At 44.9% G+C, this 22,735-nt stretch carries 17 protein-coding genes; 5 read left to right on the top strand and 12 right to left on the bottom strand.

The features are described from left to right. Positions 1 to 12 precede the first annotated feature (12 nt). From AB1S55_RS08215 to AB1S55_RS08180, 8 genes are all read right to left on the bottom strand, one after another. Complete coding sequence (locus AB1S55_RS08215; protein WP_370981324.1) at positions 13 to 726, bottom strand: ABC transporter ATP-binding protein; 714 nt, start codon at positions 724 to 726, stop codon at positions 13 to 15. Positions 727 to 771: 45 nt separating this feature from the next. Next, entirely contained in the window at positions 772 to 1,893 is a 1,122-nt protein-coding gene (locus AB1S55_RS08210; protein WP_370981323.1) for an efflux RND transporter periplasmic adaptor subunit, read from the bottom strand. Between the two features lie 191 nt (positions 1,894 to 2,084). After that, a complete protein-coding gene (locus AB1S55_RS08205) occupies positions 2,085 to 5,999 on the bottom strand; it encodes a carbohydrate-binding protein (protein ID WP_370981322.1) in 3,915 nt (1,304 codons plus the stop codon). 933 nt (positions 6,000 to 6,932) lie between these two features. After that, positions 6,933 to 8,411: a hypothetical protein gene (locus tag AB1S55_RS08200; protein WP_370981321.1), complete on the bottom strand. Its 1,479-nt coding sequence runs from the start codon at positions 8,409 to 8,411 to the stop codon at positions 6,933 to 6,935. A 246-nt stretch (positions 8,412 to 8,657) separates the two neighbouring features. Beyond that, entirely contained in the window at positions 8,658 to 10,307 is a 1,650-nt protein-coding gene (gene groL, locus AB1S55_RS08195) for a chaperonin GroEL (RefSeq protein WP_370981320.1), read from the bottom strand. 47 nt (positions 10,308 to 10,354) lie between these two features. Then, the gene (locus AB1S55_RS08190) at positions 10,355 to 10,645 is read right to left on the bottom strand and encodes a co-chaperone GroES (protein ID WP_370981319.1); all 291 of its coding nucleotides are present in this window, start codon (positions 10,643 to 10,645) and stop codon (positions 10,355 to 10,357) included. A gap of 178 nt (positions 10,646 to 10,823) precedes the next feature. Continuing rightward, a complete protein-coding gene (locus AB1S55_RS08185) occupies positions 10,824 to 11,246 on the bottom strand; it encodes an FxsA family protein (protein ID WP_370981318.1) in 423 nt (140 codons plus the stop codon). A gap of 43 nt (positions 11,247 to 11,289) precedes the next feature. After that, a complete protein-coding gene (locus tag AB1S55_RS08180; protein WP_370981317.1) occupies positions 11,290 to 12,243 on the bottom strand; it encodes a DUF481 domain-containing protein in 954 nt (317 codons plus the stop codon). A gap of 108 nt (positions 12,244 to 12,351) precedes the next feature. On the opposite strand from AB1S55_RS08180, the gene AB1S55_RS08175 reads away from it, so the two are divergent. Beyond that, entirely contained in the window at positions 12,352 to 13,950 is a 1,599-nt protein-coding gene (locus AB1S55_RS08175) for an MFS transporter (RefSeq protein ID WP_370981582.1), read from the top strand. Here the strand turns inward: AB1S55_RS08175 and AB1S55_RS08170 are convergent. From AB1S55_RS08170 to AB1S55_RS08160, 3 genes are read right to left on the bottom strand one after another with little or no spacing between them, the layout of a single operon-like run. Beyond that, positions 13,893 to 14,741, bottom strand: a complete 849-nt coding sequence (locus tag AB1S55_RS08170; RefSeq protein ID WP_370981316.1) for a histidine kinase — start codon at positions 14,739 to 14,741, stop codon at positions 13,893 to 13,895. The two genes, AB1S55_RS08175 and AB1S55_RS08170, sit on opposite strands and share 58 nt — an antisense overlap. 26 nt (positions 14,742 to 14,767) lie before the next feature. Further along, positions 14,768 to 15,322, bottom strand: a complete 555-nt coding sequence (gene ampD / locus AB1S55_RS08165) for a 1,6-anhydro-N-acetylmuramyl-L-alanine amidase AmpD (protein ID WP_370981315.1) — start codon at positions 15,320 to 15,322, stop codon at positions 14,768 to 14,770. Positions 15,323 to 15,380: 58 nt separating this feature from the next. Next, on the bottom strand, positions 15,381 to 17,738 hold the full coding sequence (locus AB1S55_RS08160) for a DUF1631 domain-containing protein (RefSeq protein ID WP_370981314.1): 2,358 nt from the start codon (positions 17,736 to 17,738) through the stop codon (positions 15,381 to 15,383). Between the two features lie 225 nt (positions 17,739 to 17,963). On the opposite strand from AB1S55_RS08160, the gene AB1S55_RS08155 reads away from it, so the two are divergent. Genes AB1S55_RS08155 through AB1S55_RS08145 form a run of 3 tightly spaced genes read left to right on the top strand, consistent with a single transcriptional unit; the run spans position 17,964 to position 20,048 of the window. Further along, complete coding sequence (locus AB1S55_RS08155) at positions 17,964 to 18,485, top strand: TIGR02281 family clan AA aspartic protease (protein ID WP_370981313.1); 522 nt, start codon at positions 17,964 to 17,966, stop codon at positions 18,483 to 18,485. 22 nt (positions 18,486 to 18,507) lie between these two features. After that, the gene (nadC, locus tag AB1S55_RS08150) at positions 18,508 to 19,350 is read left to right on the top strand and encodes a carboxylating nicotinate-nucleotide diphosphorylase (protein ID WP_370981312.1); all 843 of its coding nucleotides are present in this window, start codon (positions 18,508 to 18,510) and stop codon (positions 19,348 to 19,350) included. Positions 19,351 to 19,382: 32 nt separating this feature from the next. Then, entirely contained in the window at positions 19,383 to 20,048 is a 666-nt protein-coding gene (locus AB1S55_RS08145; protein ID WP_370981311.1) for a hypothetical protein, read from the top strand. Positions 20,049 to 20,214: 166 nt separating this feature from the next. Here the strand turns inward: AB1S55_RS08145 and AB1S55_RS08140 are convergent, their stop codons facing one another. Beyond that, positions 20,215 to 20,748 (bottom strand): pilin, encoded by a 534-nt coding sequence (locus AB1S55_RS08140; RefSeq protein WP_370981310.1) that lies wholly within the window; start codon positions 20,746 to 20,748, stop codon positions 20,215 to 20,217. Positions 20,749 to 21,030: 282 nt separating this feature from the next. On the opposite strand from AB1S55_RS08140, the gene pilB reads away from it, so the two are divergent. Then, entirely contained in the window at positions 21,031 to 22,734 is a 1,704-nt protein-coding gene (pilB, locus tag AB1S55_RS08135) for a type IV-A pilus assembly ATPase PilB (RefSeq protein WP_370981309.1), read from the top strand. Position 22,735: the final 1 nt, after the last annotated feature.

The raw sequence follows: 22,735 nt of genomic DNA, 5'->3' as shown, positions 1-22,735 counted from the left end.
TAATTAAACTCACTATCGAACAACCTTTTGATTCGCCTTAGCCTCTTTTAGGTAAGCTTCAAGATCAATAAGTTTTGATACATATTCACTCGCTTTATTATCGTGGGTGACCATAACAATGGTTTTACCAAGCACTTTATTTATTTTCTTAAGCATGGCTAAGATTTCATCTGCCGTTTCTCGATCCAAATTGCCTGTAGGCTCATCACATAGCAGTATCTTAGGGTCGCTCACAATGGCACGAGCAATAGCTACCCGCTGCTCTTGTCCGCCCGAAAGTTCTTTGGGGTAGTGGTTTTCTCGCTCTATCATTGAAACCAACTGCAAAGCGATTTGTGCACGCTGTTTACGCTGCTTGCTATTCAAATTAGTCAAAGCCAAAGGCAGCTCAACATTTTCTCTCGCTGTTAACACAGGAAGAAGATAGTGTGATTGAAATACAAAGCCTATGTTTTCCGAGCGCCACCTCGTCAGCTTTGCTTCACTGAAGGTATCGATTGCCACCCCTGACATCAGCACGTTTCCTTCAGTAGGCCGATCTAGACCTCCCATTAAATTTAAGAGGGTACTTTTACCCAAGCCTGAGGGCCCCATTAATGCGACAAACTCACCCGGCTCTATACGAAGGTTAATGTCTTTATGTACAACGACTGTCGTAGCACCTTTTTTATAACGCTTACAAACATCAATTAAATGAATGTCTGCAACATCTCGCTCTTTATTCATAAGGCTCACTTTTATCTAAGCTTGATATAATCCGACTAAATCGCTTTAGTGACTGTCGCTCAATAAAACTACATTTTCTGACTCATTTTTCAGTTTTATAAAACTGACCTTGACGCCCATATCAGGTAAAACCCTCGAATCAAAATCAGACAGTTTAATTCGAACTTTAATACTGGCTTTGTCACGATTAGCGGTTGGAATAATGGCAGTCACCTCACTTGGAATGGACCACTGAGGATAAGCGTCCAGTTTTACAAGCGCTTTCTGTGCAACAGAAATTAGATGTATGTAGCTTTCGGACACCTCCACTTCGACCTCCAAAGAACTCATATCAACTATTGTTGCCACCCCCGTACGAATAAAGCCCCCCGCTGATGAACCCGCAGAAATCAACTCACCTTCTTGAGCATTTTTACTTACAACCACACCAGAAAATGGCGCTCGTATTTTGTGCTGGCTAAGCTCGTAATCTGCAAGAGCCAATCTATGCTTAGCAAGCTCAACCACAGCCATCTTATTTTTTATCTGCATGCTTAACTGTTCGTGTTTAAACACGCTATTTTCTAACTGTTGAATACTGATCAACTGCTTGGCAGCTAAGACTTTATTGCGCTCTAAGGTCTTATTATGTTGATTCAAAAGAGATTGAAACTCTTCAAGTGCAGAACGCTTTGAGCTGAGCTCGGCCTTAGCTAACTGGTAAAAAATATCGGCTTTATGTTCATTAAGCTCAGCCAGAACCTGCCCCTCTTGCACGCTCTGTCCCTCCTCCACGTGAAGCTTAGTTAAGGTACCGGTTACACGTGACGACACTGTCGCCACCCGCCGCGCAACAATATGGCCACTTGCATCGAGAACCTTCTCTTGCGCCACAGATAAACCTAAACGCCCTAGGCCCTGCTCTTCTTCCCGCTGAATGGAATTTAAATGAAGCTGCTGAAGTGCAGGTGAGGATAACGGCTCATTTTCAAGTAAATCGCTACGATGACTTGCACCAGTACTACTTGGAAATAAAGAATAAACACCAAGAAATACGGAACTAAGAATTAATGAAATAACTATAGAGACGTTGATAATCCAAGATTGATAATCTCTGCTTTTCACCTTGTCTCGATGATGAATTACTAACTGAGAAACATCCAAATCGGGATGCTCGTGCTTAGACATATCATTCTCCTGTAGAAGTTACAAAAGAATAGATAAAAGCGGTAGCACACAACAGTGCCAAAAGTCATAGAAAAACCAAGCGAAAAAACGGCATTAATAAAGCCGATTCAGCTATCCCTCTAATAATTACGCGCATAAAAAAAGGGCCTGCAAAGAGGCCCTTCTAAATCTTTAATTTGGTTTGCTAGAAATTAGTGACCTAATTCCAGCATACCCCAAACTTCAAGATTATTAACAACCACAACTTTATCACCATTAGCATTGGTAGATAGCGTTAGAGGTGTGCTAGTACCGCCAGGCAAGTGCAAGGTGGCTGAAGTTAGCGCTTCTGGGAAGTAATCCGCAGGAATGGCAATTTCAACACCGCTTAGCGTTGGTGTTACACCACCAGCGAACGGACGGTTAACCAAGTGCAGTACATAAGGTGCGCTTGAGTTGCTCTCGTGAACACGAGATACCGCTGTCACTGTTTCATTTGCTTCAACACCGTTAATCGATACGTCAATAGCAATGCCATCAACCGTACCGCGCTGACCAAGATGGCGAACCTTGGCACCTTGAGCATCTAATACAGCTTGTTGCTCAGCAGTTAGGTAACGCAAGTCACCGTCGTAGAAGATGTGATCAAACTTATCAAAGTCTTCTTGACGAGGTACAACAGGGTAGCCTTCATCACCAAATACCAACATATCAAAGTTGATGTTATCGTAAGTGAGGATTCGAGTACTGGCTAGAATCTCATTACCACCATTAAGCAAGTTCGCTTTCATTGAAGAGTACATGGCGTGAACAACGGCGGCTTTTGAGTAAGACTCGTAACCATCAAATAATTGCTCATTGTCACGAACAAAACGATAGATGTCGGCATAGTTCTCAGCGCCTGGAGACCAAGTGTAAGCATCGGCAGCACCGATCCAAACGTTGGCAGGAATCGAGAATAAACCACCGTAGGCATAAGCTAAAGTTACCCAGCCACGACCATAACGAGGTGCATCGGCATCGCGAAGCTTGCTGAACTCAGAAGGATAAGGGAAGAAAGCTAAGGTCTTATCAACCGCTTCAGCAGCTTTAAGTTGAGCAATGATGTTGGTAGGCAACGCGGTAAGAGAGTTACTCATATCTAGGAACAATTCGTTCGCTAGGAAGGTAACATCTTCGTTAAAGAGATAACCACGTGACTCAAACAACTGAGTACTTGCACCGACTTCAATGTTAGGGCGTACGCTGCGGATGTAATCCGTAACTTCAGCAAACTTCTGGTTCCATACATCACGGTTGAAGTAGATGAAATCTTCTTGCATCGGAATGTCGGCATCGAGTGTGTTACCGGCGTTGGTCCACTGAGTATGAGTGATACCTTGGCCTCTTAAGAACTCGCCGTAGTCAAAGCTGTTGATATCAGCAATACCCATCGCAGAAAGCTGAACAGGGCCGTACTTCTTGCTTAACCAAACTCGGAAGTTCTCCATCGCGTAGTGCGAGAAATCACCACCAAAGGTACGCATATCTGTGGTACGCGTTGAGTTAGTTTGAGTATCAAACATTAACTTGTCTGGGTTGGCTTTAAGAAGTTGGTCAACCTGTGACTTCAAGTGTGGAACAAAGGCAGGGCTGTGATTACTTAACCAGTTGTTATTGAAGCCGTTGTAAGAAAGATAACCCATAAAGGTCATTCTTACATTGCGGTCATCAAGCGTTTTCACATAGTGAGGCTCTGAGTGAGTTAGGTATTCAGTTGCCCAACGGAAACCCCAGTCGAATTCACCGCGCGCGGTGTATTCAAGGCCCATGGCTTGGTAACCTTCAACTAGATCAGCCCACTCAACAATGGTGGTTTCATCATAGAAGTCGTGCTCTGGAGGATGACCCCAGAAAGAGCCAGTCGCACCAAATTCTTCAATGCTATAACCTTCCATCTCGTTGTTCTGAGGGTAGGTGTACCACACGTCTGATTTCAATACTTTGTTCGCTGCAGGAATTTCCGTAGGCTCTTTCAGGTACTGAAGGCCAATTGCAGGGCCGTCAACTTCAGAAAGCACATGCTCAGCAGGGTTGTATAGCGCCATTGGGCGTACAGTGTTATCGCCGACTTTAACAATACGAAGGCTGTCACCGCTCCACTGCCAGTTTGAACCACCAACTGCTTCGATGCGTACGTCGTAGGAACCGGCTTGCTCAATAACAAAGTCACCGCCGTAGAGTTCAATTTCAGCAGGAGACTCGTATCCACCAGTGTGGTCAAAGTAACCCCAAGCTGCAACGTAACCGTCTACGTCAACACGCACACCATAGCTACCAGCACTACCTGTTGCGGCAGTAAAGTACGCACGGTAAGTACCGGCTTCTGCAAACTCAACGTTGTTATAGTCACCCCAGTCGCCATTAGTTACCCAGCTAACACCGGTCGCTGTTGCACTGAAGCCTTCAACACTGTCACCACCAACGCGGCCGGTAGTGCCTGTTGCGTCAAAGTCTTCTAGTTCGATGTAAAAACCACCACCGATTCTGCGATTTGGATCGCCGTTAACCGTAACGTTACCTTTTGTATTAAAGATATTCGAGCTAAGGTCAGATGGGTGTACGAAGTTAGTACCACCGTCAACATCGATACCAAAACCGATACCGTCTACAGGGCCACTACCGCCATCGTCATTACCAAGACGTAGTTCAAAGTCGTGAGTACCTGGACTTAGGTTCAAGTTGGCTGTTTGAGACGAGTTTTCCCAGCTGTCATTCGAAAGTACTAACTGACCATCGATGTACAAACGAACACTGTCATCACTGTGCTCATAGAAAGAGATATTACCGTCGGCATCGTAAATAGTACCGGTGAAAATCTCGGTAGTCGCGCCTGCGATGGAATCTTCAGTCTCGAGTAGATCCGCAGTGATTTCGTAGTTGGGGTTTGCATCCGTTTCGTTCATTGCCCCAGCAACATAACCCCAAGATAAACCAGCGCCGTTGTGATTGTACGGATAGTCATCGTCACTAGGGTCACCACTTGGACTTGGTGATGGACTTGGGCTCGGCAACGGGCTCGGGCTAGCACTTGGTGAAGGGCTCGGGCTCGGTGAAGGCGACACAGATGGAGAAGGTGACGGCGATGGTGAAGGCGACACAGATGGTGAAGGCGATGGAGAAGGATCGGTCACAACTCCCTCATAGACAAAGCTAAAGCTATCTGCGTTCCACTGCCAAGTTTGGCTACCAGCACTTTGTAGGCGAACTGTATAGGTACCCGCTGTTGGGATAGAGATCTGACCATCTAAACTAAAGGGAAGGTATGTATCCCAACCACCAGTGGGAGATATTGCTCCACTCGCAGTAGAACCCTCTACACTGACACTGGCGTTTACATCACCCGTCATCGGTGTACCTGCAGCAAGTACCACACTGTAAGTACCTGGCTGCTCAAAAGTCACGTGGTAATCGGCCCAGTCTCCAGAGGTATTCCAATTAATACCTTGCGCTGTCACGCCAAAACCAAAGGTTGCATCACCGCTACCGTCTGTACCTGTGCTGAAGAAAGATTCAGCCTCTACAACAACATCATCGGTAGGCTCGCCTGGGTCTGGATCTGGATCTGGAACAGGAGTAAGAGAGGTCAAGGTCAACGCATCCATATTCCACTGCCAATTAGCTCCTGTGGCTTGAACACGGATTTGTGAGGCACCTGCTGGCAGCGTGACTTGATAGCTGGCAGCTAGAGGCTGGAAATCATCCCAGCTTGTGGTGGGAACGGCTGTTGTACCTAGGCTAACCCAAGCGCCATTTTCTTTTAGAAAAAATTCAATATTGGCATTTGCAGTCACGCTCGTGCCAACAAGATATTCAATATCATAAACGCCACCTGCGGCGTTTATATCAAAATCCATGTAATCGCCATTATTGACGAAATTTACACCGGTAGTACCGTTAACGGCGTAGATGTTGATGGGAGTAGGCCAACTGGGGTTACCATCACTGTAGGTGCCACCAAGGTTGACAAACGATTCAGCTTCAACGGTCAGGGTTTCACCAATAGCAGAGGTGCCAATCGCTAATAGCGACATTGAAGACAGTGCAACGCTGGCGCGACGCAAGGCCTTCTTGGTTTTAAGCTTCATAAGAGCTCCGCATTATTATAAAAATTTGGATTACGATTTCGCTATCAACCGTTAGCTGTCCTTTAAGAACACAGATAATGTATTTCGACGACCCAACCAATACTTATCACAACGCATCATTAAAAAACCACTCATTACCGAGTGAATCCCTTAACCAATTAGTAAACTACGAAAACCCGACTTACATCAGGTACACGCGAAAAATCACGTATATTTTCTAAGAAAACATCACGCCTAGATAACGTAACCATTTGACAAAAAACTATTATTTTTATTTTTCATACACAGCATGCAGATTGTCTACAGCGTGAAACACCAAATTAACACGAAGCAAAATTAAAAAACAAAGGGTATTTCACAAAAATAAAGGCCAATATGAAATAAAAACCCCATCGCCTTATGCATACTTGCTACAACAAAAGAATTAAACATAAAAAAAACACACACAACTGTGTAAGCTGCGTCATTTTCATGAGAAAAACAGTAACAAATATAAATAAATCCAAACTAAAGGACTAGTCCACCCACGGGTAAATATAAAACCCATATATAAATACAGATCTTATTAAAAGCAAGCAAGTGGTAATTTCAGAAATAAAAAAACCAAGCCTCACAACCCCACAAACATCGCTATAAAACAATTCAGCAATTAGATTAACTAATTTTAATTAACGTTTAGGCTTAGGGCTTAGACATAAACCTTCAGAAGAAAAATAAATACACGAAAAGACATAGCAATAAAAACCGAACCAGATCATGAAAGGAATACCACAAAGTACACTTACGGCTCAACACGTAAATACAAAAAGCATTTTAAGCACAACCACCGAGAGACTTCGCTCACCTCAAAGTATTTTTAAAAAAACGTTCCATAATTAGTCCAAAACCACGAAGAAAAGGATAGCCCAGCCCCATTTAAAGACAAGCATTTAACTAATACTGAAAACTTACCCTACCCACTTTATAAGGCGGAAATAAGGAATCTCTATTCATCTTTCGGCGCACGTAAGTTCCATTGCGCTCAATTGCGATGCCCCAATGCGGGCTAATATAAGGGGAAGAAAAGGCTGGGCCCAATTTCATAATACTAAAAACAGCACCAAAATCAGGGGCATCTAGTACATGAAAATACAAACCAACACCACTTGCCCGCTGCTGAATCTGGCCATTGCCTAAATTAATCTCATTTACTCGCCCCAAAGCAACCGAATCCCATAATAAGGACTTTGCTCGTTTAAGTGAGTATTTTGCAGCCCGAGAGTTATCTACCAATGAAAATAGGTCTAGCTTAGTTGAGGTATATAGCAAGTGCCCCTCATCAATAGATGGAGCCAAAAAGAATGAGGCATAACCTTTATCCAGCGGCCAAGATTGACCTAAGTGCAGGTCAGAGTTTTCAAGTCTAAGTTGTTGAATTTGATGTAGTGTCCCGTCAATGAGAGCTAAGGACTCTTTATTATTCAGTTTTTGATAATTCTTCACAAGCCCATCAATAAGCTGACGATGATTGGGACTTAATAAAACCCAAAATTCTGATGCATTCCTAGGGTCGTGAACAAGCCTTACTGCGGACGGTAAGTCATGCCCTGGAGCAACACTCTTAGAAGCGATACGCTTCATCTCCTGTGAGTTAATACTCAATATATCAACCCTATTAGCATAAGCATCTAGCACAGCCAATGTTCCTTTTGTATCTAAAGCCAATATATCGACATAAGAAGTTAAACCCAAGGGGTTGAGCGCCAAACCTTCCTGTAAATACGACTGCATTTTTACCGGATCACTAACGTCGACGACACTCAAACTTTGGGAGCCAAGAATATACAACTGGCCATCAGAGCTCAGCACACTAGTAACAGGGCGACTATCAAGTTCGATATCAATACGACTTAATAACGCAGGTTTATCTGGCGCGGATAAATGGTAGGAGCTTAACTCAAGACTATAAGTACTTGCCCCAGCTACAATGCCTTTGGGTTTTATCTTTTGGCTTACAATGTATAAAAACTGACTGCCCTTACTTATATGACTATACAAGGGGGCCTTATCTTTTTCTTTAATACTTAACCAGTCATCGTCAATACCTTCGTCTTCACGCCGGTTGCTACGAACCAATAAACTCTGTTCGCCTGCAGGGTCAGTAGCGACGACATAGTGGTGGCTATCAAAAAAATAGTTAGCCTTACCAAAAGGACTTTCAAGTATTAACTGATGCTGCTGAAGTGCCTGTAAATGAGTCGGTACACGGATTAATGGCTGCTCATCATAATAATATTCAACCTCAACACTGATGCCATCCATCGTTAATTTTGTTACACCTAAATTTTCACCTTTTAACAACAACCACTCGCCAGGGCTAATACGTTTATCACTGTATATACTCGGAATATCCCCCCCCTCAACAAGAGGCATGGACCCTAAATCCAAGATAGAGCGGATCTGTGGCTTGGCCTTAAGCTCAGGCTGAATTTTAGTAATAACTGGCTTTTCTTTGACTTCATTGCAAGCGGATAAAAACAACAATAGGAATATTAGAAAACAGCGCATAAGATTAAAAAGTAGAAAATATCAGTAAGATTCTGTGGTATGTGGCTCACACAAAAAAGGCTCCCGAAGGAGCCTCTAAAGAGCTTGGAAAGCTGGGCGAAATTTACATCGCTACATCATACCGCCCATGCCACCCATACCGCCCATGCCGCCCATATCAGGCATTGCAGGAGCAGCAGCGTCAGATGGCTTATCAGCAACCATAGCTTCAGTGGTGATCATAAGACCAGCAATTGAACCGGCAGCTTGTAGCGCAGTACGAGTTACTTTAGCTGGATCAAGAATACCCATCGCGATCATATCGCCGTATTCGCCGGTACCAGCGTTGTATCCGTAGTTACCGCTTTCTTTTTTGATGTTGTTAACCACAACAGAATCTTCATCACCAGCGTTAGCAACGATTTGACGAATCGGCGCTTCCATTGCACGAAGTGCAGCAGCAATACCGTGGTTTTGATCTTCGTTGTCGCCAGTAAGGCCTTCGATTTCAGCAGCAGCGCGAACAAGAGCAACACCACCACCGGCAACAACACCCTCTTCAACAGCAGCGCGAGTTGCGTGAAGTGCATCTTCAACGCGGGCTTTTTTCTCTTTCATTTCTACTTCAGTGGCTGCGCCAACTTTAATAACGGCAACACCGCCAGCAAGCTTAGCAACACGCTCTTGAAGTTTTTCGCGATCGTAGTCAGATGAAGTTTCTTCGATTTGAGCACGGATTTGATTAACACGCGCTTGAATGTCGGCAGCCTGACCTGCACCGTCAACAATAACCGCGTTTTCTTTAGACATAGTCACACGTTTAGCTTGACCTAAGTGCTCAAGTGTTACGCTTTCTAAGTCCAAACCCACTTCTTCAGAAATAACCGTACCGCCAGTTAGGATAGCGATATCTTGCAACATAGCTTTACGACGATCGCCAAAGCCTGGTGCCTTACAAGCACTTACTTTAACAATGCCACGCATGTTGTTTACAACCAAGGTAGCTAAAGCTTCGCCTTCAACGTCTTCAGCAACAATAACCAATGGCTTACCGGCTTTCGCTACGGCTTCCAATACTGGCAACAACTCGCGGATGTTGGAGATTTTTTTATCAACCAACAAAAGGAAAGGCGCTTCTTGCTCAACGCTCATGTTGTCTTGGTTGGTGATGAAGTAAGGGCTCAAGTAGCCGCGGTCGAATTGCATACCTTCAACAACGTCAAGCTCGTTTTCTAGGCTGTTACCTTCTTCAACAGTGATAACACCTTCTTTGCCTACTTTCTCCATTGCTTCAGCAATAATGTCACCCACGTGGGTGTCAGAGTTAGCAGAGATAGTACCTACTTGGGCAATTGACTTAGTGTCGGCACAAGGCTGAGCTGCAGATTTTACTTGCTCAACAGCTGCGGCAACGGCTTTGTCGATACCGCGCTTAAGATCCATTGGGTTCATGCCAGCAGCAACTGACTTTAAACCTTCATTTACAATGGCTTGAGCCAGAACGGTTGCAGTCGTAGTACCGTCACCTGCGTCATCAGAAGCTTTAGAAGCCACTTCTTTAACCATCTGCGCGCCCATGTTTTCGAACTTATCTTCAAGTTCGATTTCTTTGGCAACAGATACACCATCTTTAGTTACGGTTGGAGCGCCAAAGCTTTTATCTAAAACAACGTTACGACCCTTAGGGCCCAAAGTTGTTTTAACGGCATCAGCCAGAATGTTTACACCCGCAAGCATTTTTACGCGAGCGTCATTACCAAATTTTACTTCTTTAGCAGACATGTTCTTTTCCTTTGATTACAAGGTTAAATTCAGGAGACCGAGGTGTATTAAGCTACAACAGCTTTGATATCGCCTTCGCTCAGGATAACTAGCTCTTCACCATCAACTTCAATGGTGTCACTACCTGCGTACTTACCAAAAACAACGATGTCGCCAACGTTTACGTCTACAGGGCGAACGTCACCGTTATCCAGTACGCGGCCATTACCAACAGCAATGACTTCACCTTGGTTTGGTTTTTCTTTAGCAGAGCCAGGAAGAACAATGCCACTTGCAGTTGTTTGTTCTTCTTCCTTGCGACGAACTACTACTCGGTCGTGTAAAGGACGGATATTCATGGATTCTCTCCGTAATCATGAGGCCAACATGGCCAAAATTTAAGCAATACCGCAACACAAGTGCGCTGCGGAGAATTTCTGTGAAAGCAAGATGGGGTTGGCTTTGGGCTTTTCAACACCCCAAAGGGAAAAAAACTAATTTTTTAACTGATTTACTTGCTTACACCTGCGTGACAGCCTATTCGCGCCAACTCTCTCCATCAATCGTACGCCCTTTCTCTTCTCTATTAGGGCGCTGTGAATTCGCTCGCATTAAAGAAGGCTGAATCAAGTTAAAAAACAGGGTTTGACGCAGGCCAGGTATAAGCAGCGCAAAGCCTATGGTATCAGTTACAAAACCAGGCAATAAAAGGAATACGCCCGCAATCGCCAAACCAATGCCATCGAGTAATTCACGCGCGGGTGTTTCACCAAGAGCCATTTTCTGCTGTGCGCTCATCAAGGTTTGTACACCCTGAATACGAATTAAGGCTAAACCTATAACGGCGGTTAGAACCACCAAAGCAACCGTGCTTAAACCTCCAATGGCCGAGCCCACACGAATTAAGACCAAAAGCTCAACAAGTGGAACAATAATAAAAAGTAATAACAGGGCGCGCACGGCAACTCCAATATAAATTAGGCAAAGAAACTAAATGGGGGCGCTACCACTTAAAACCAAGGCCCACACTTAGACGAGAATCTAATTTAGCAACACCGTCTGGAGGTAAGTTGTCATAGTTGTAGATAAAATTAATATCTGCGGTTACACCACCAGCTATGGGCATAGCCAAACCCGATTCTGTATTCCACTTCCACTCTTCTTGATCGCGTAAAGCTTGTAGCATTTCAACTTTAGAGTAGAGCTTTATCTCGCGTGGAAGCTCAACTCGACCATCCATAGCTAAACGCCACGTTGCATATTGCTCTTTGGTTTTCATTGAACTGTCTTGAGAGTCTGAAAGCTGTTCTTGTAGATACTGAGGCCCGGTTTCAATAGAGAGGGCTGAACGCTGACTCTCCCAGAACTGATAACCCAAACCAGCACCTAAACTCGCTCGCAAATCGATTAATCGCAGCTCATCACGAAGTACACTAGCAGAAGACGTTAAATAGGTCTGAGGCGCAAAAAACCAATCAAACTGATAGCGTGGCTCCCAGCGCTGGTAAAGTTTATCGTCACTATTGGACGATTCCGCACGAAACTTATAAGTTAACGAATGACGCATATCTAAATGGCGAATATTGATACCCGCCTCAATATTCCAGTCCTGCTTAGTCACTTGACCAGCTTCTTGATAGCCCGTAGCCCGCAAGTAACCATTGTGGTCAAAAGGCGCTAAGGCATAACCTTCGTACATTAAAGCTTCTTTAACTTCCAGAAGCTCCAGCACAAAATAGTTGCCACCTTCACATTCAAAGGTGACACGTCGCTGCTCAAACCCAGCCCAATAACAAACCCCATCGTAGCCGCGTAACTTCATTGGTACTGAGCTTACTAAGTCAACAACACTGTTTTTAGGTACGGTGATTTCACCAAACACTGGTGATGCCCAGACAATCCCCACTGCCGTAATCGCACTCAGCTCTCCCTCAAGATGATCACCGTTATCCAACACAAGCTCACCCGCATGGGATAAACTGGCGCAAACCAAGTAAAAAAGAAAACATGTGTGTGAAATTAAACGCATGAAGAGCAATAACAAGTAAAACTAGCGAGCGACAATATCAAAAGCCAGATCAAAAATACATTAAGCGCCTATAAGGACCGACGAATAGCCAGTGTATTCTTACTTGGCATTGCCAGTGGTTTACCTTGGGTCATGACTGGTTCAGCTCTAACTCTCTGGCTTAAAGACAGCGGGGTCAGCCGCAGCGCTATTGGTTATGCCGGCCTTATTTTTAGTGTGTACGTGTTTAATTTCCTGTGGGCACCACTGATTGACCGCTTCCACCCCTTTAAGTCTATCTTAGCTCATCGCCAAGCGTGGATTACTCCGTGCTTATTACTTATCTGTGCAGCCTGCCTGTTGATGAGCCTGCAAGAAAGCAGCTCCGCAACACAAACCTTGGTGCTCATTGCCCTTGTTATTGCCGCCTCTTCGGCCACTCAAGATATTGCCATTGATGCCTATCGCATTGATAGCTTTGCCAGCGAAGAACAAGATAAGCTCGCCACGGCTTCTGCGGCTGCAACAGCAGGCTGGTGGACGGGCTACGCTGCCCTAGGTTTTGTACCTCTTGCGCTATCGGATCACGGCTGGAGCTGGCCCCAACTCTACACTCTGCTGGCAGCCCTTAGTGCCATTATTGCTCTGCTTAGTACCCTACTGCCAAAACCCGAGTTTGGACAGAGCAACCCCAATAAAGCCAAAGAAGTGCAGCGCTGGTCGGCAGCATCGGCAGCACTAGGAGCTAAACGTAAAACAGTATTGCTCCTACTTTTGTTAAGCCCTATTGCACTGGTGACTTGGAGCTTGATGGACATGCCAGGTGCGCCCAGTGAAATAAGCACACATGCGGCGACGGTGCCTCTATTAATTGCGCTTGGCTTAAGCCTTGCCGGCGCTACGGCCCTATTCTTAGCCCGCTCCTTACAGGGCACAAACAAGCAAGCGGCAACGAACTACCAATACGGAGACAAAGCACTCGGCCATATTCTGGCTGGTGTCTGCGCTCCGATTCAGGACTTCATTCTTCGCAATGGCTTAAAACTGGCCTTACAAATCCTTTTGTTTATGTTTTTATTCAAAATTGGAGAGGCCTTTCTCGGGCGAATGAGCATCGTTTTTTATAAAGAGGTCGGCTTTAGTAATACCGATATTGCCAGCTACAGCAAGATGCTCACATGGTGGGTCACCATAGCAGGCGCCCTTTTTGCCGGCGCACTAAATGCTCACTTTGGTGTTATTAAAGGGTTATTGTTAAGTGGTATTGCCATGGCCGCAAGCAATCTTATGTTTGCTTGGATAGCTCTTGTTGGCCCTAGTATCCCGCACTTTATTGCGGCGGTGGTGATCGACGGCTTAGCAACCTCATGGTCTCTTGTTGCTTTTGTCGCTTTTATTTCAGCACTGTGTAACCACCAATTCTCTGCCACACAATACGCCCTGCTCGCATCGTTAGGCAACTTAGGGCGCACGACGCTCTCTTCGCTAAGCGGTCAACTGGTCGATACTCTTAATGGCAACTGGACCCTGTTTTTTGTTATTACCTCACTAATGGTGATACCGAGCCTTGCCTTATTGTTAAAGCTTGCCAAACAACTTCAAACAAACAATGACCACAACGCGGCTGCGGCGATCCAAAACCATAAGGAACGCTGAAAGAGCTTACTCATAAGGGTGAGTTCTTTACGAGTCACTTCACAGCTTTGTTCAAGGTCATCACGAACGGAAAGCGCCCCCAAAATCATAGGGCTCAAAATATCTATCGTACGACGTCGTGCACACAACACACAGTCACGCCAGTGCTCCATGCAGCCAGAAAAGTTGCCTGTAAGGGCAAAGGTCAAACCCAACAAACGAACTGCCGGCCACTCTAACAACCACAGCCAGCGCGCTGCCAACTTCTCATTTGGATTCTGCTCACCCTGTATAAATACCAAGCGGTACATAAGCGCTCCCACCGGCCCCAAAACAAAGAACCAGAATAGTACTGCAAACATACGTTCAAACCCCCGATAACCGGCTTGATCCAACACATGCCTATGCAAGCTTGACCAATCATCTTGCTCTAGGTGTTCAACATCAACCTGAAAACGCTGAGCACGCTCACAGGCACTTTCCCAGTCTTCTATATAACAAGCCTGAGTGTATTCACGAACAATTTCAAAAAACTCACCTCGGCCGAGGCTATAAAGCAAAACCAACACCGCTACAGGTAAAACAATCCACGGGCTCTGCCAAAGTAATAACTGAAAGACGGCTGAAAATAATAACAGCGGTACAAAAACGACAAGGAAACTATAAAGTTCCCTCGGTGGCGATGCCCCCCCCCCTAGCTTCTCTAAAGCAAAACGAGACCAAGCTCGAAACCAACCATCGTGATGCAAGGGGTTTCTTGCTCCCCAAACCTGCAGAAAGGCAAGCGCCAGTACAACAACAATAATTTCCATGTAAACGCCTTTTTATTAGTATGTTGCTACTCGTTATTGGCTAGCAGTTGTCGAAAATAAGACCAGTCAAATAAAGGCCCTGGATCAGTCTTGCGCCCCGGCGCGATATCACTATGGCCACATATGCGCTCAGGGCTAATATCCGAATAATAACTCATTAAACAGCGGCTGAGCTTAGATAATGCAAGATATTGTTCATCTGTATAAGGCTTAGTCTCACAGCCTTCAAGCTCAATACCAATAGAGTAGTTATTACAATCGGCCACACCATCAAAACTTGATTGGCCAGCATGCCAAGCCCTATCACCTGTAGCAACAAACTGGACAATATGGCCAGAGCGCTCGATAAAGAAGTGCGAGCTCACTTGTAGCTCTGAGATTTTCTGGAAATAAGGGTGGGCAGAACAATCTAAAGAATTGCAAAAGAAGTCCCTGATCCAAGGGCCACCAAACTCATTGGGCGGTAAAGAGATACAGTGAACAACAAGCAAAGAAACAACAGCCCCTTCTGGACGCTGATTAAAATTAGGGGAAGCAAGCTGCTCGGCAGGCGTAAGCCAGCCGCTATCTAAGGAATACATGCCAGACAAATGGCCTTCAACGCGGAAAGGCAAATACTAACCCGCTAAGACACAGGCCTCAATGCGCTTGTTTTCTAAGGCCAGTAACAATGGTCTCTAGGGCTCGATCAAATAGAAGGCCTGTATCTAGGGCCTTTAAACGTTCCTCAGCTAATAAGGCGACCAAATCTTCTTCAGTGAACTCCGCAACCTTCTTACCGCTCCTATCCACAAAGATATATTTGCCCGTAGGTTTAATAAACGCGGCCAGACGAGCGCGCAAGCTACTGTCTTCAACAGCAAGCTGTAATTCAAACCACGCCCCCTGAACAAAAGCCTTAACCTGCTCACACAAGACATTCATACGCTGAGCTTCCGCGATAGCCTGCTCTTTTTGTAAGCGCAGGGCTTCTTGCTCAGCTTTAGAGGGTGTTGAAGAGCCTTTATCCTGTTGAATCTGCTGCTGAACCTGAGCAGTCTCGAGCTTAGACGGCACTTTTTTCACATCAAGTGAGCTTGCTTTAGCAGTGACAAGCTCTTGCCCAATACCTTTATCATTGGAACGAAACCTTGCTTTAACAGGACTTTGCCCACGAATACATTGCAAGTGAACCGCTTCAAGGCCTTTAAAAAGAGCCGACATTTCATAAGGATTGTAAGAAATGGTATCTAAGCCTTTGCGTATCTTTTTCAATAAGGGGGGGACCGACTTAATTAACGCAGTACGTTGAACACTGTCACTTGGCGTATGCAGACTAGCAACAAGTTGCTCTAAAGTAATTAGAGCCTCATCCCACTCGTCGCTCTGATAGCCATGTTTTAAAGCGCAAACAAACAAAACATTATTCCACGCCTCGTTAATTAGCTTATCGATGGCATCGGGAAATTGATATTCTGCACAACGGATTTCAATTTCAATAGCTACAGTAGTCCTCGCTAGCTCAGCCTTAGCCTTACCGCCCTCAGCATCAACAGTTCTGCGCTCGAAAAGGGCAACGCGCTTGCGCTCCTTCTCCAAGAAGGCGGTAAAATCTGCAAGTAGCTCACTATAAGTCTCTAAGCTACTGTCACCTTCAGACACTAAACGCTTAACAATGCTATTGATCTTGCTGTAAAGCGGATCACGCTCACGACTACCTTTTGCCGACCAACCAATAGCTGCTGTCGCCATTTCATTCAACAAGCGGCGCGCAACATGGCCGCTCTTAGTAAAAAAAGTCTTATCTGCGATCGCCAACTTAATGATTGGAATTTGCATACGGCTAATGAGGGTCTTCATTAAAGCCGGTAAATTGCCATCATCGAGTATCACATCAAACAAGCTGCTGACTAAGCTCATCACTTGCTCGTCTACAGAGTTCACGGAACGCGAACCCGCTTTCTGCTTTAAACGATCGATTAAAGTGCGCAAGCTCTGCCCAGTTAAAACACCGTCACCTTGTAAAGCTGGCATTTTCTGTGCGACATTTAACAGCTGCACGACTTGACGATTCGATAATTGCTCCGAATCAACAAACAGCTCCGATTCATCAAGCACATCACCACCAAACAACTGCGCAAGTGAGTTTTGCGCTTCACGGCTCAAGCTTAGTGCTGGGGCAGCCTCAGACTTAGGCCTCTGTCCAGCAGGCCCAGACTGACGCGAAGCAAGCATAGGGGCGCGACGCTCCTCTCTTACTATTCGATTCGAAGCAGCACGGTTCGATAAGGAGGGCAAAATATTATGCTCAATAAGCACTTGGTTCACAGCTTCGTACAAGCCAGACAGTGCTTGCACAACAATACGATCAAAGAGGTTAAATAAAACCAGCTTAACTTTAAGGTTAACGTCAAGCACCCTAACCTGGTCCATAAAGGCTTTACAGACCACATCAGCACCAAGAGGCATGTTCTTTTGATAAACCTTGACGGGTAAGAGGCTATCCAAGCGCAATGATATAAGCTGCATTGCCTCACCAGCATTAGCATTGGCACGCGCCACAGCCGTATCAACAGCAACCAAGGTGTCGAGATCCTCATTTTCAACAAGCGACAACGCATCCGCTTTAATACTGCTGAAGCTTTCTTGGCGGGCAGAGTTGGGGTCGGTTAGTACTGCAAAGGCTTGTATTAGTGTGTTATGGAAGCGCTTTTCCATCTGTACACGACGCAAGCGCAATTCACGCATAGATTCAAAATATACGTTCTGCTCTTCGTTTGTAGCTGCCTTATCGGCCAACTCAAACAACCTATCATCGGCTTTATCGAAGTATTGACGAAACAGCTTGGCAAACTGCCTCAACGCCTCATCCTTCACTGCTATAACAGGCGCAGGTAAACGACTCAAGCGAGAACGCAACTGTGTTTCGGTATCAGCATCCAGTGCTACAATTTTGTCATCCATCAGGGTGTCATTTGATGAGTGCGCTGAGACCGGTTTGTTAATCTTTTGAATCACCTTAAATCTCCTCAAGCCGCGCATTTATGAATCTTATTAACATCGAGTATAAGAAACAGCCAAACCAGAGGAAGCACTTTCAGCTCAAAGTGTGAAACTGGTCCGTTTTAACACAATAAAGCCGTGTTTAAGTCAAAAGAATTGCGTTATGAATTAGAGTAAAAGAACCTGTAAATTTGAGCCACTATTCGATACAGTTATACGTCCCTCTTACAAGCCAATAATATGAGTAACAAGCCTGAATCAACACAACGTGCCGGTCGATTTATGCTCAGCATATTCTGGGTCTTGGTACTAATCAGCCTTAGCTTCGCCTTTGGCTTCTGGGAGGAAAAACAGTACAACCCAAATCAAAATGTAAGCTCAGAACAAAGTGATAGCCAACGAATAGTCAAACTAAAGCGCAACCGAGCTGGCCACTACGTCGCATCAGGAAAAATCAACGGCCACGATGTGCGCTTTATGCTCGACACTGGCGCCACTAATGTTGCCGTTCCAGAAGTGCTAGCTAAACGCATAGGCTTACTAGCAGGACGCCCTCACCAAGTACACACCGCCAATGGTATAGCTACAGCCTACCAAACCAATATACCCAGCTTGCAACTTGGCAGTATTCAGCTAAAACAACTGTCAGCCTCAATAACAACGGGCATGAAAGGTGAAGATGTTCTACTCGGCATGAGCGCACTAAAACAACTCGATTTCAGCCAAAGCGGCGATGTACTGACCTTAATTCAGTACAAATAGCTAAATCAGATACACTGGACCCATGAATATTCAACTTAACGATATTAAAGACGACATTACTCGCGCTGTTCGTGAAGCCCTTGCAGAAGACATCCGCGATGGTGACATTACCGCCTTACTGATTCCCGAGCATGAAATTAAAAGCGCCCATATCATCACTCGGGAAGACTGCACTTTGTGTGGCGTCGAATGGTTAAATGAGACGTTTAAACAACTAGGCGGGCTAGAACAAATAACATGGCACGCCAAAGACGGTGATCAGCTAAAAGCTGGCGCCACCTTGGTGGACCTTAAAGGACGAGCTCGAACCCTATTAACAGGTGAGCGCAGCGCCCTTAACTTCATTCAATTACTCAGCGCCGTAGCCACCAAAGCCCAAGCCTATAAAGACGCACTAGGAGAAAGCAAAATCACCTTGCTCGACACAAGAAAAACCATTCCCGGTATGCGACTAGCACAAAAATACGCCGTTACTTGCGGCGGTTTGAGCAATCACCGTATCGGCCTATACGATGCATTTATGCTAAAGGAAAACCATATTGCTGCTTGTGGCAATATCGAAGGAGCAGTAAAAAGAGCTCGTGAATTAGCCCCGAGCAAAAAAGTAGAAGTAGAAACCGAAAACATTGATGAACTCAAACAGGCTATTTCAGCCGGTGCCGATGTCGCCATGCTAGATAACTTCTCCAAGGCTATGCTTGAAGAAGCAATACAACTAGATCGCAAGCAGACTAAATTTGAGTTAAGCGGTGACCTTAAACTAGAAGATTTAGCCCAAAATCGTGATTTGGCCATCGACTATTGTTCATTTGGCGATTTAACTAAGAATATTGAAGCTATCGATTTATCGATGCGGATAGACTAACCCCTCAAAAAAAGACCGGTCCCCCCCCCTAAATGCTTACTTTAGATTTAAAAAAATACACGCGCTGGCAAGCCTTTATCTCTCATCTCGCTATTAGCTTTATCATTTTTTTAATACTTTTAGCGATCATTGTTTTTGCTTGGTTTCCCGGCCCACTTATTCACGTAGGCGGGTGGCAGGGAATCAAGATTGTCGCAGGTATAGATTTGGTTTTAGGCCCTCTATTAACCCTTATTGTGTTTAACCCAAATAAAAAAAGCCTACGTATGGATCTGAGTATTATCGCCCTATTTCAGGTAAGTGCGCTTTGCTACGGAAGTTGGATTATCCACAACGAACGACCATATATCATTAGCCTATCCCACGAAGGGGTAACCACAATAACAAAAAAAGAAGCCATCGCAGGGAAAATAAACCTAGAGCAACTAATAGGAAAAGCGCCTTATAGAGTAGTCATTGACCTACCAAAAGATCCTGAGCTAATTAAAACAGCTGCATTTACAACAAGCTTCTTCCAGGAACACTCCATGGATTACAGGCAGGACCTATACCTTAATTTTCCAGCTACAAATGACAACCTTCCCTATAAGGAACTATTTCCTCAAAATCCAAATCGTAAGTGCTCACCAATAACGATTACAAGTAAACACGGCGATATTGAGGCATGTATAGATCTAGAAAGTGGAGCACTGCACTAACAACTATAGCTATCGGAGAATGCACGTATAGAATAGATAAACACTAAAGCTCTTAGCAAAAAGCGCTTAACAACACACCCCGAAAACAAAGAAGAGCAGAAGTCTACAAGCATAAAAAAACCGCCACGAGGGCGGTTTTTTTATGCTCACAAGAACTTATCGCATATTAATAACGACAGTTAGAAGGCAAGTACTTAAATGCAGTTACAGTAGTATTAGTTGTTGTACAACCCCAAACAATTGCTGCACCAGGAGTCATCGCACCACCAGGAAGGCCAGTAACCTCACTCACCACACCAGAACCAGGAATTAATGCAACACTATCAGCCAAAGCAGTACCAACCTGCCCCTGATAAGTCACAGTCACTGTTGCTTCGCCTGCAGCAGGCGTAGCAACATCAGCAATAGCAGCAATAGCAATAGATGCAACATTGGTAGTCGGAGCCAAGAACTCATAGCCATAAGAGCCTGCTACATTATTACCTGTACCAGCATAAGCAGCAACAGCACCAGTGCTTCGGCTTGAGAACGTTTCGACTACAGCAGTTTTAGCCGACGCAGCCAAACCCAAGCCCTCTGATACTTTAGTTCGAATGGTGTAATCCTGATACTGAGGCAAGGCAACAGCTGCAAGAATACCAATAATCGCTACAACGATCATAAGCTCGATAAGAGTAAAACCTTGTTGAACCTTTTTCATAAAATCACCTTAAATATAGGGTTTGTTAAATTCACAAAGCGACATGCATATCGCGGGCCAATCCAATAAACCACCTATAAAACAACAAGATAACTCATGCAAACTACAATTCACACTCATGTAGGCGACAATAAATGTCACTGACTTACAAACATCGCCCTAACATTAAACAGTGATCGCTCCTCCCTATTAACAATAGGCGGTTTAATCTAACTCAATAAAAGCCCAAACTAGGTTACACTTGGCATATAACCATTATTGATTCATACGGATTAACATACAGTGATATTAAGTGGCTTAGCCCGAAGACTTGTAAATGACGAGCTATTAACCTTAGAACAGGCCGAAGAGCTTGAATCTGCAGCTAAAGCTAAAAAGCATCCTTTTCCTATTCACCTAGCACAAACCAGTGAATTGAGTGCCTTAAAAGTCGCCCAGATAGCATCGGAAGAATTTGGAACTCCGCTGTTAGACTTAAGCGCACTTAATCCTGACAGCCCGCCTAAAGACCTTGTAGATTCAAATTTAATTCAACAGCATTACGCACTTCCCATTCTAAAAAGGGGGAATCGTTTGTACATTGCTGTTTGTGACCCCACCAATCTCCACGGCCTAGACGAGATTAAATTTAACACTGGACTAAACACTGAAGCCATTCTCGTAGAGGCGGAACAACTTCAAATGGCCATTGAGGCCTACCTAAATGCGGCAGAAGACAACCTCGGAGACTCCTTTGGTGGCCTCGACGATAACGACCTAGACAGTTTAGATATTGAAGCCGTCGATGACTCATCAGAAAGCGGGGACGACAGCTCAAACGATGATGAGGCGCCAATTGTTCGGTTCGTCAATAAAGTACTCTTGGATGCTATTAAAAGTGGGGCCTCAGACATTCATTTTGAGCCTTATGAAAAAGTCTATAGAGTGCGATTTCGTACTGATGGAATATTACAAGAAGTCGCTCGCCCACCAATAAATCTGGGCACCCGCCTTTCTGCTCGCTTAAAAGTAATGTCTAAAATGGACATATCAGAGCGGCGCGTCCCCCAGGATGGGCGCATCAAAATGAAAATAACCAAAAGTCGAGCAATTGATTTTCGTGTCAACACCCTACCCACTCTCTTTGGTGAAAAAGTTGTTTTACGAATTCTGGATCCTAGCAGCGCCAAACTTGGTATTGATGCGCTTGGCTATGAAGACTTTCAAAAGAAACTGTTTATGGATGCTCTAGAGCAGCCACAAGGTATGATTCTGGTTACTGGACCTACCGGCTCCGGTAAAACGGTCTCCCTCTATACTGGGCTCAACATATTAAATACCGTTGAGAGAAACATCAGTACAGCTGAAGACCCAGTGGAAATAAATCTCGAAGGAATCAATCAGGTTAACGTTAGCAACAAAGTAGGGCTAACTTTTGCTGAGGCGCTTCGCTCTTTTCTTCGTCAAGACCCTGATATAGTGATGGTTGGCGAGATTCGAGACCTAGAGACTGCCGAAATTGCCATTAAAGCAGCACAAACGGGGCACTTGGTACTATCTACACTGCACACCAATAGTGCCCCTGAGACCCTTACTCGACTCATGAATATGGGCGTACCTACATTCAATGTAGCGACAACAGTCAGCCTTATTATTGCGCAACGCCTAGCGAGACGCCTTTGCTCTGAATGTAAAAAACCAGTAGACCTACCTGACGAAGTGCTAAAGGAAGAGGGCATAGATGACATTGGCCTAGAAGAGATTAAACTCCATGAACCTGTTGGCTGTAAAGCATGTAATAACGGCTACAAAGGCCGCGTTGGTGTTTATGAGGTGGTTCGCATCACCCCTCCTATTAGTCGTATTATAATGGAGGGAGGCAACGCAATTCAGATTGCTGATGCAGCTAAAGAAGCCGGCTTCTTTAATTTACGAACTGCTGCATTACGAAAAGCAGCTATGGGCGTAACCAGCTTGGCAGAAGCAAACCGAGTTACCAAGGATTAAA

Source organism: Agaribacterium sp. ZY112 (assembly GCF_041346925.1).
Taxonomy (GTDB): domain Bacteria; phylum Pseudomonadota; class Gammaproteobacteria; order Pseudomonadales; family Cellvibrionaceae; genus Agaribacterium.
Note: the sequence above shows the minus strand (reverse complement) of the source record. Positions and strands in the feature narration are given on the sequence as shown.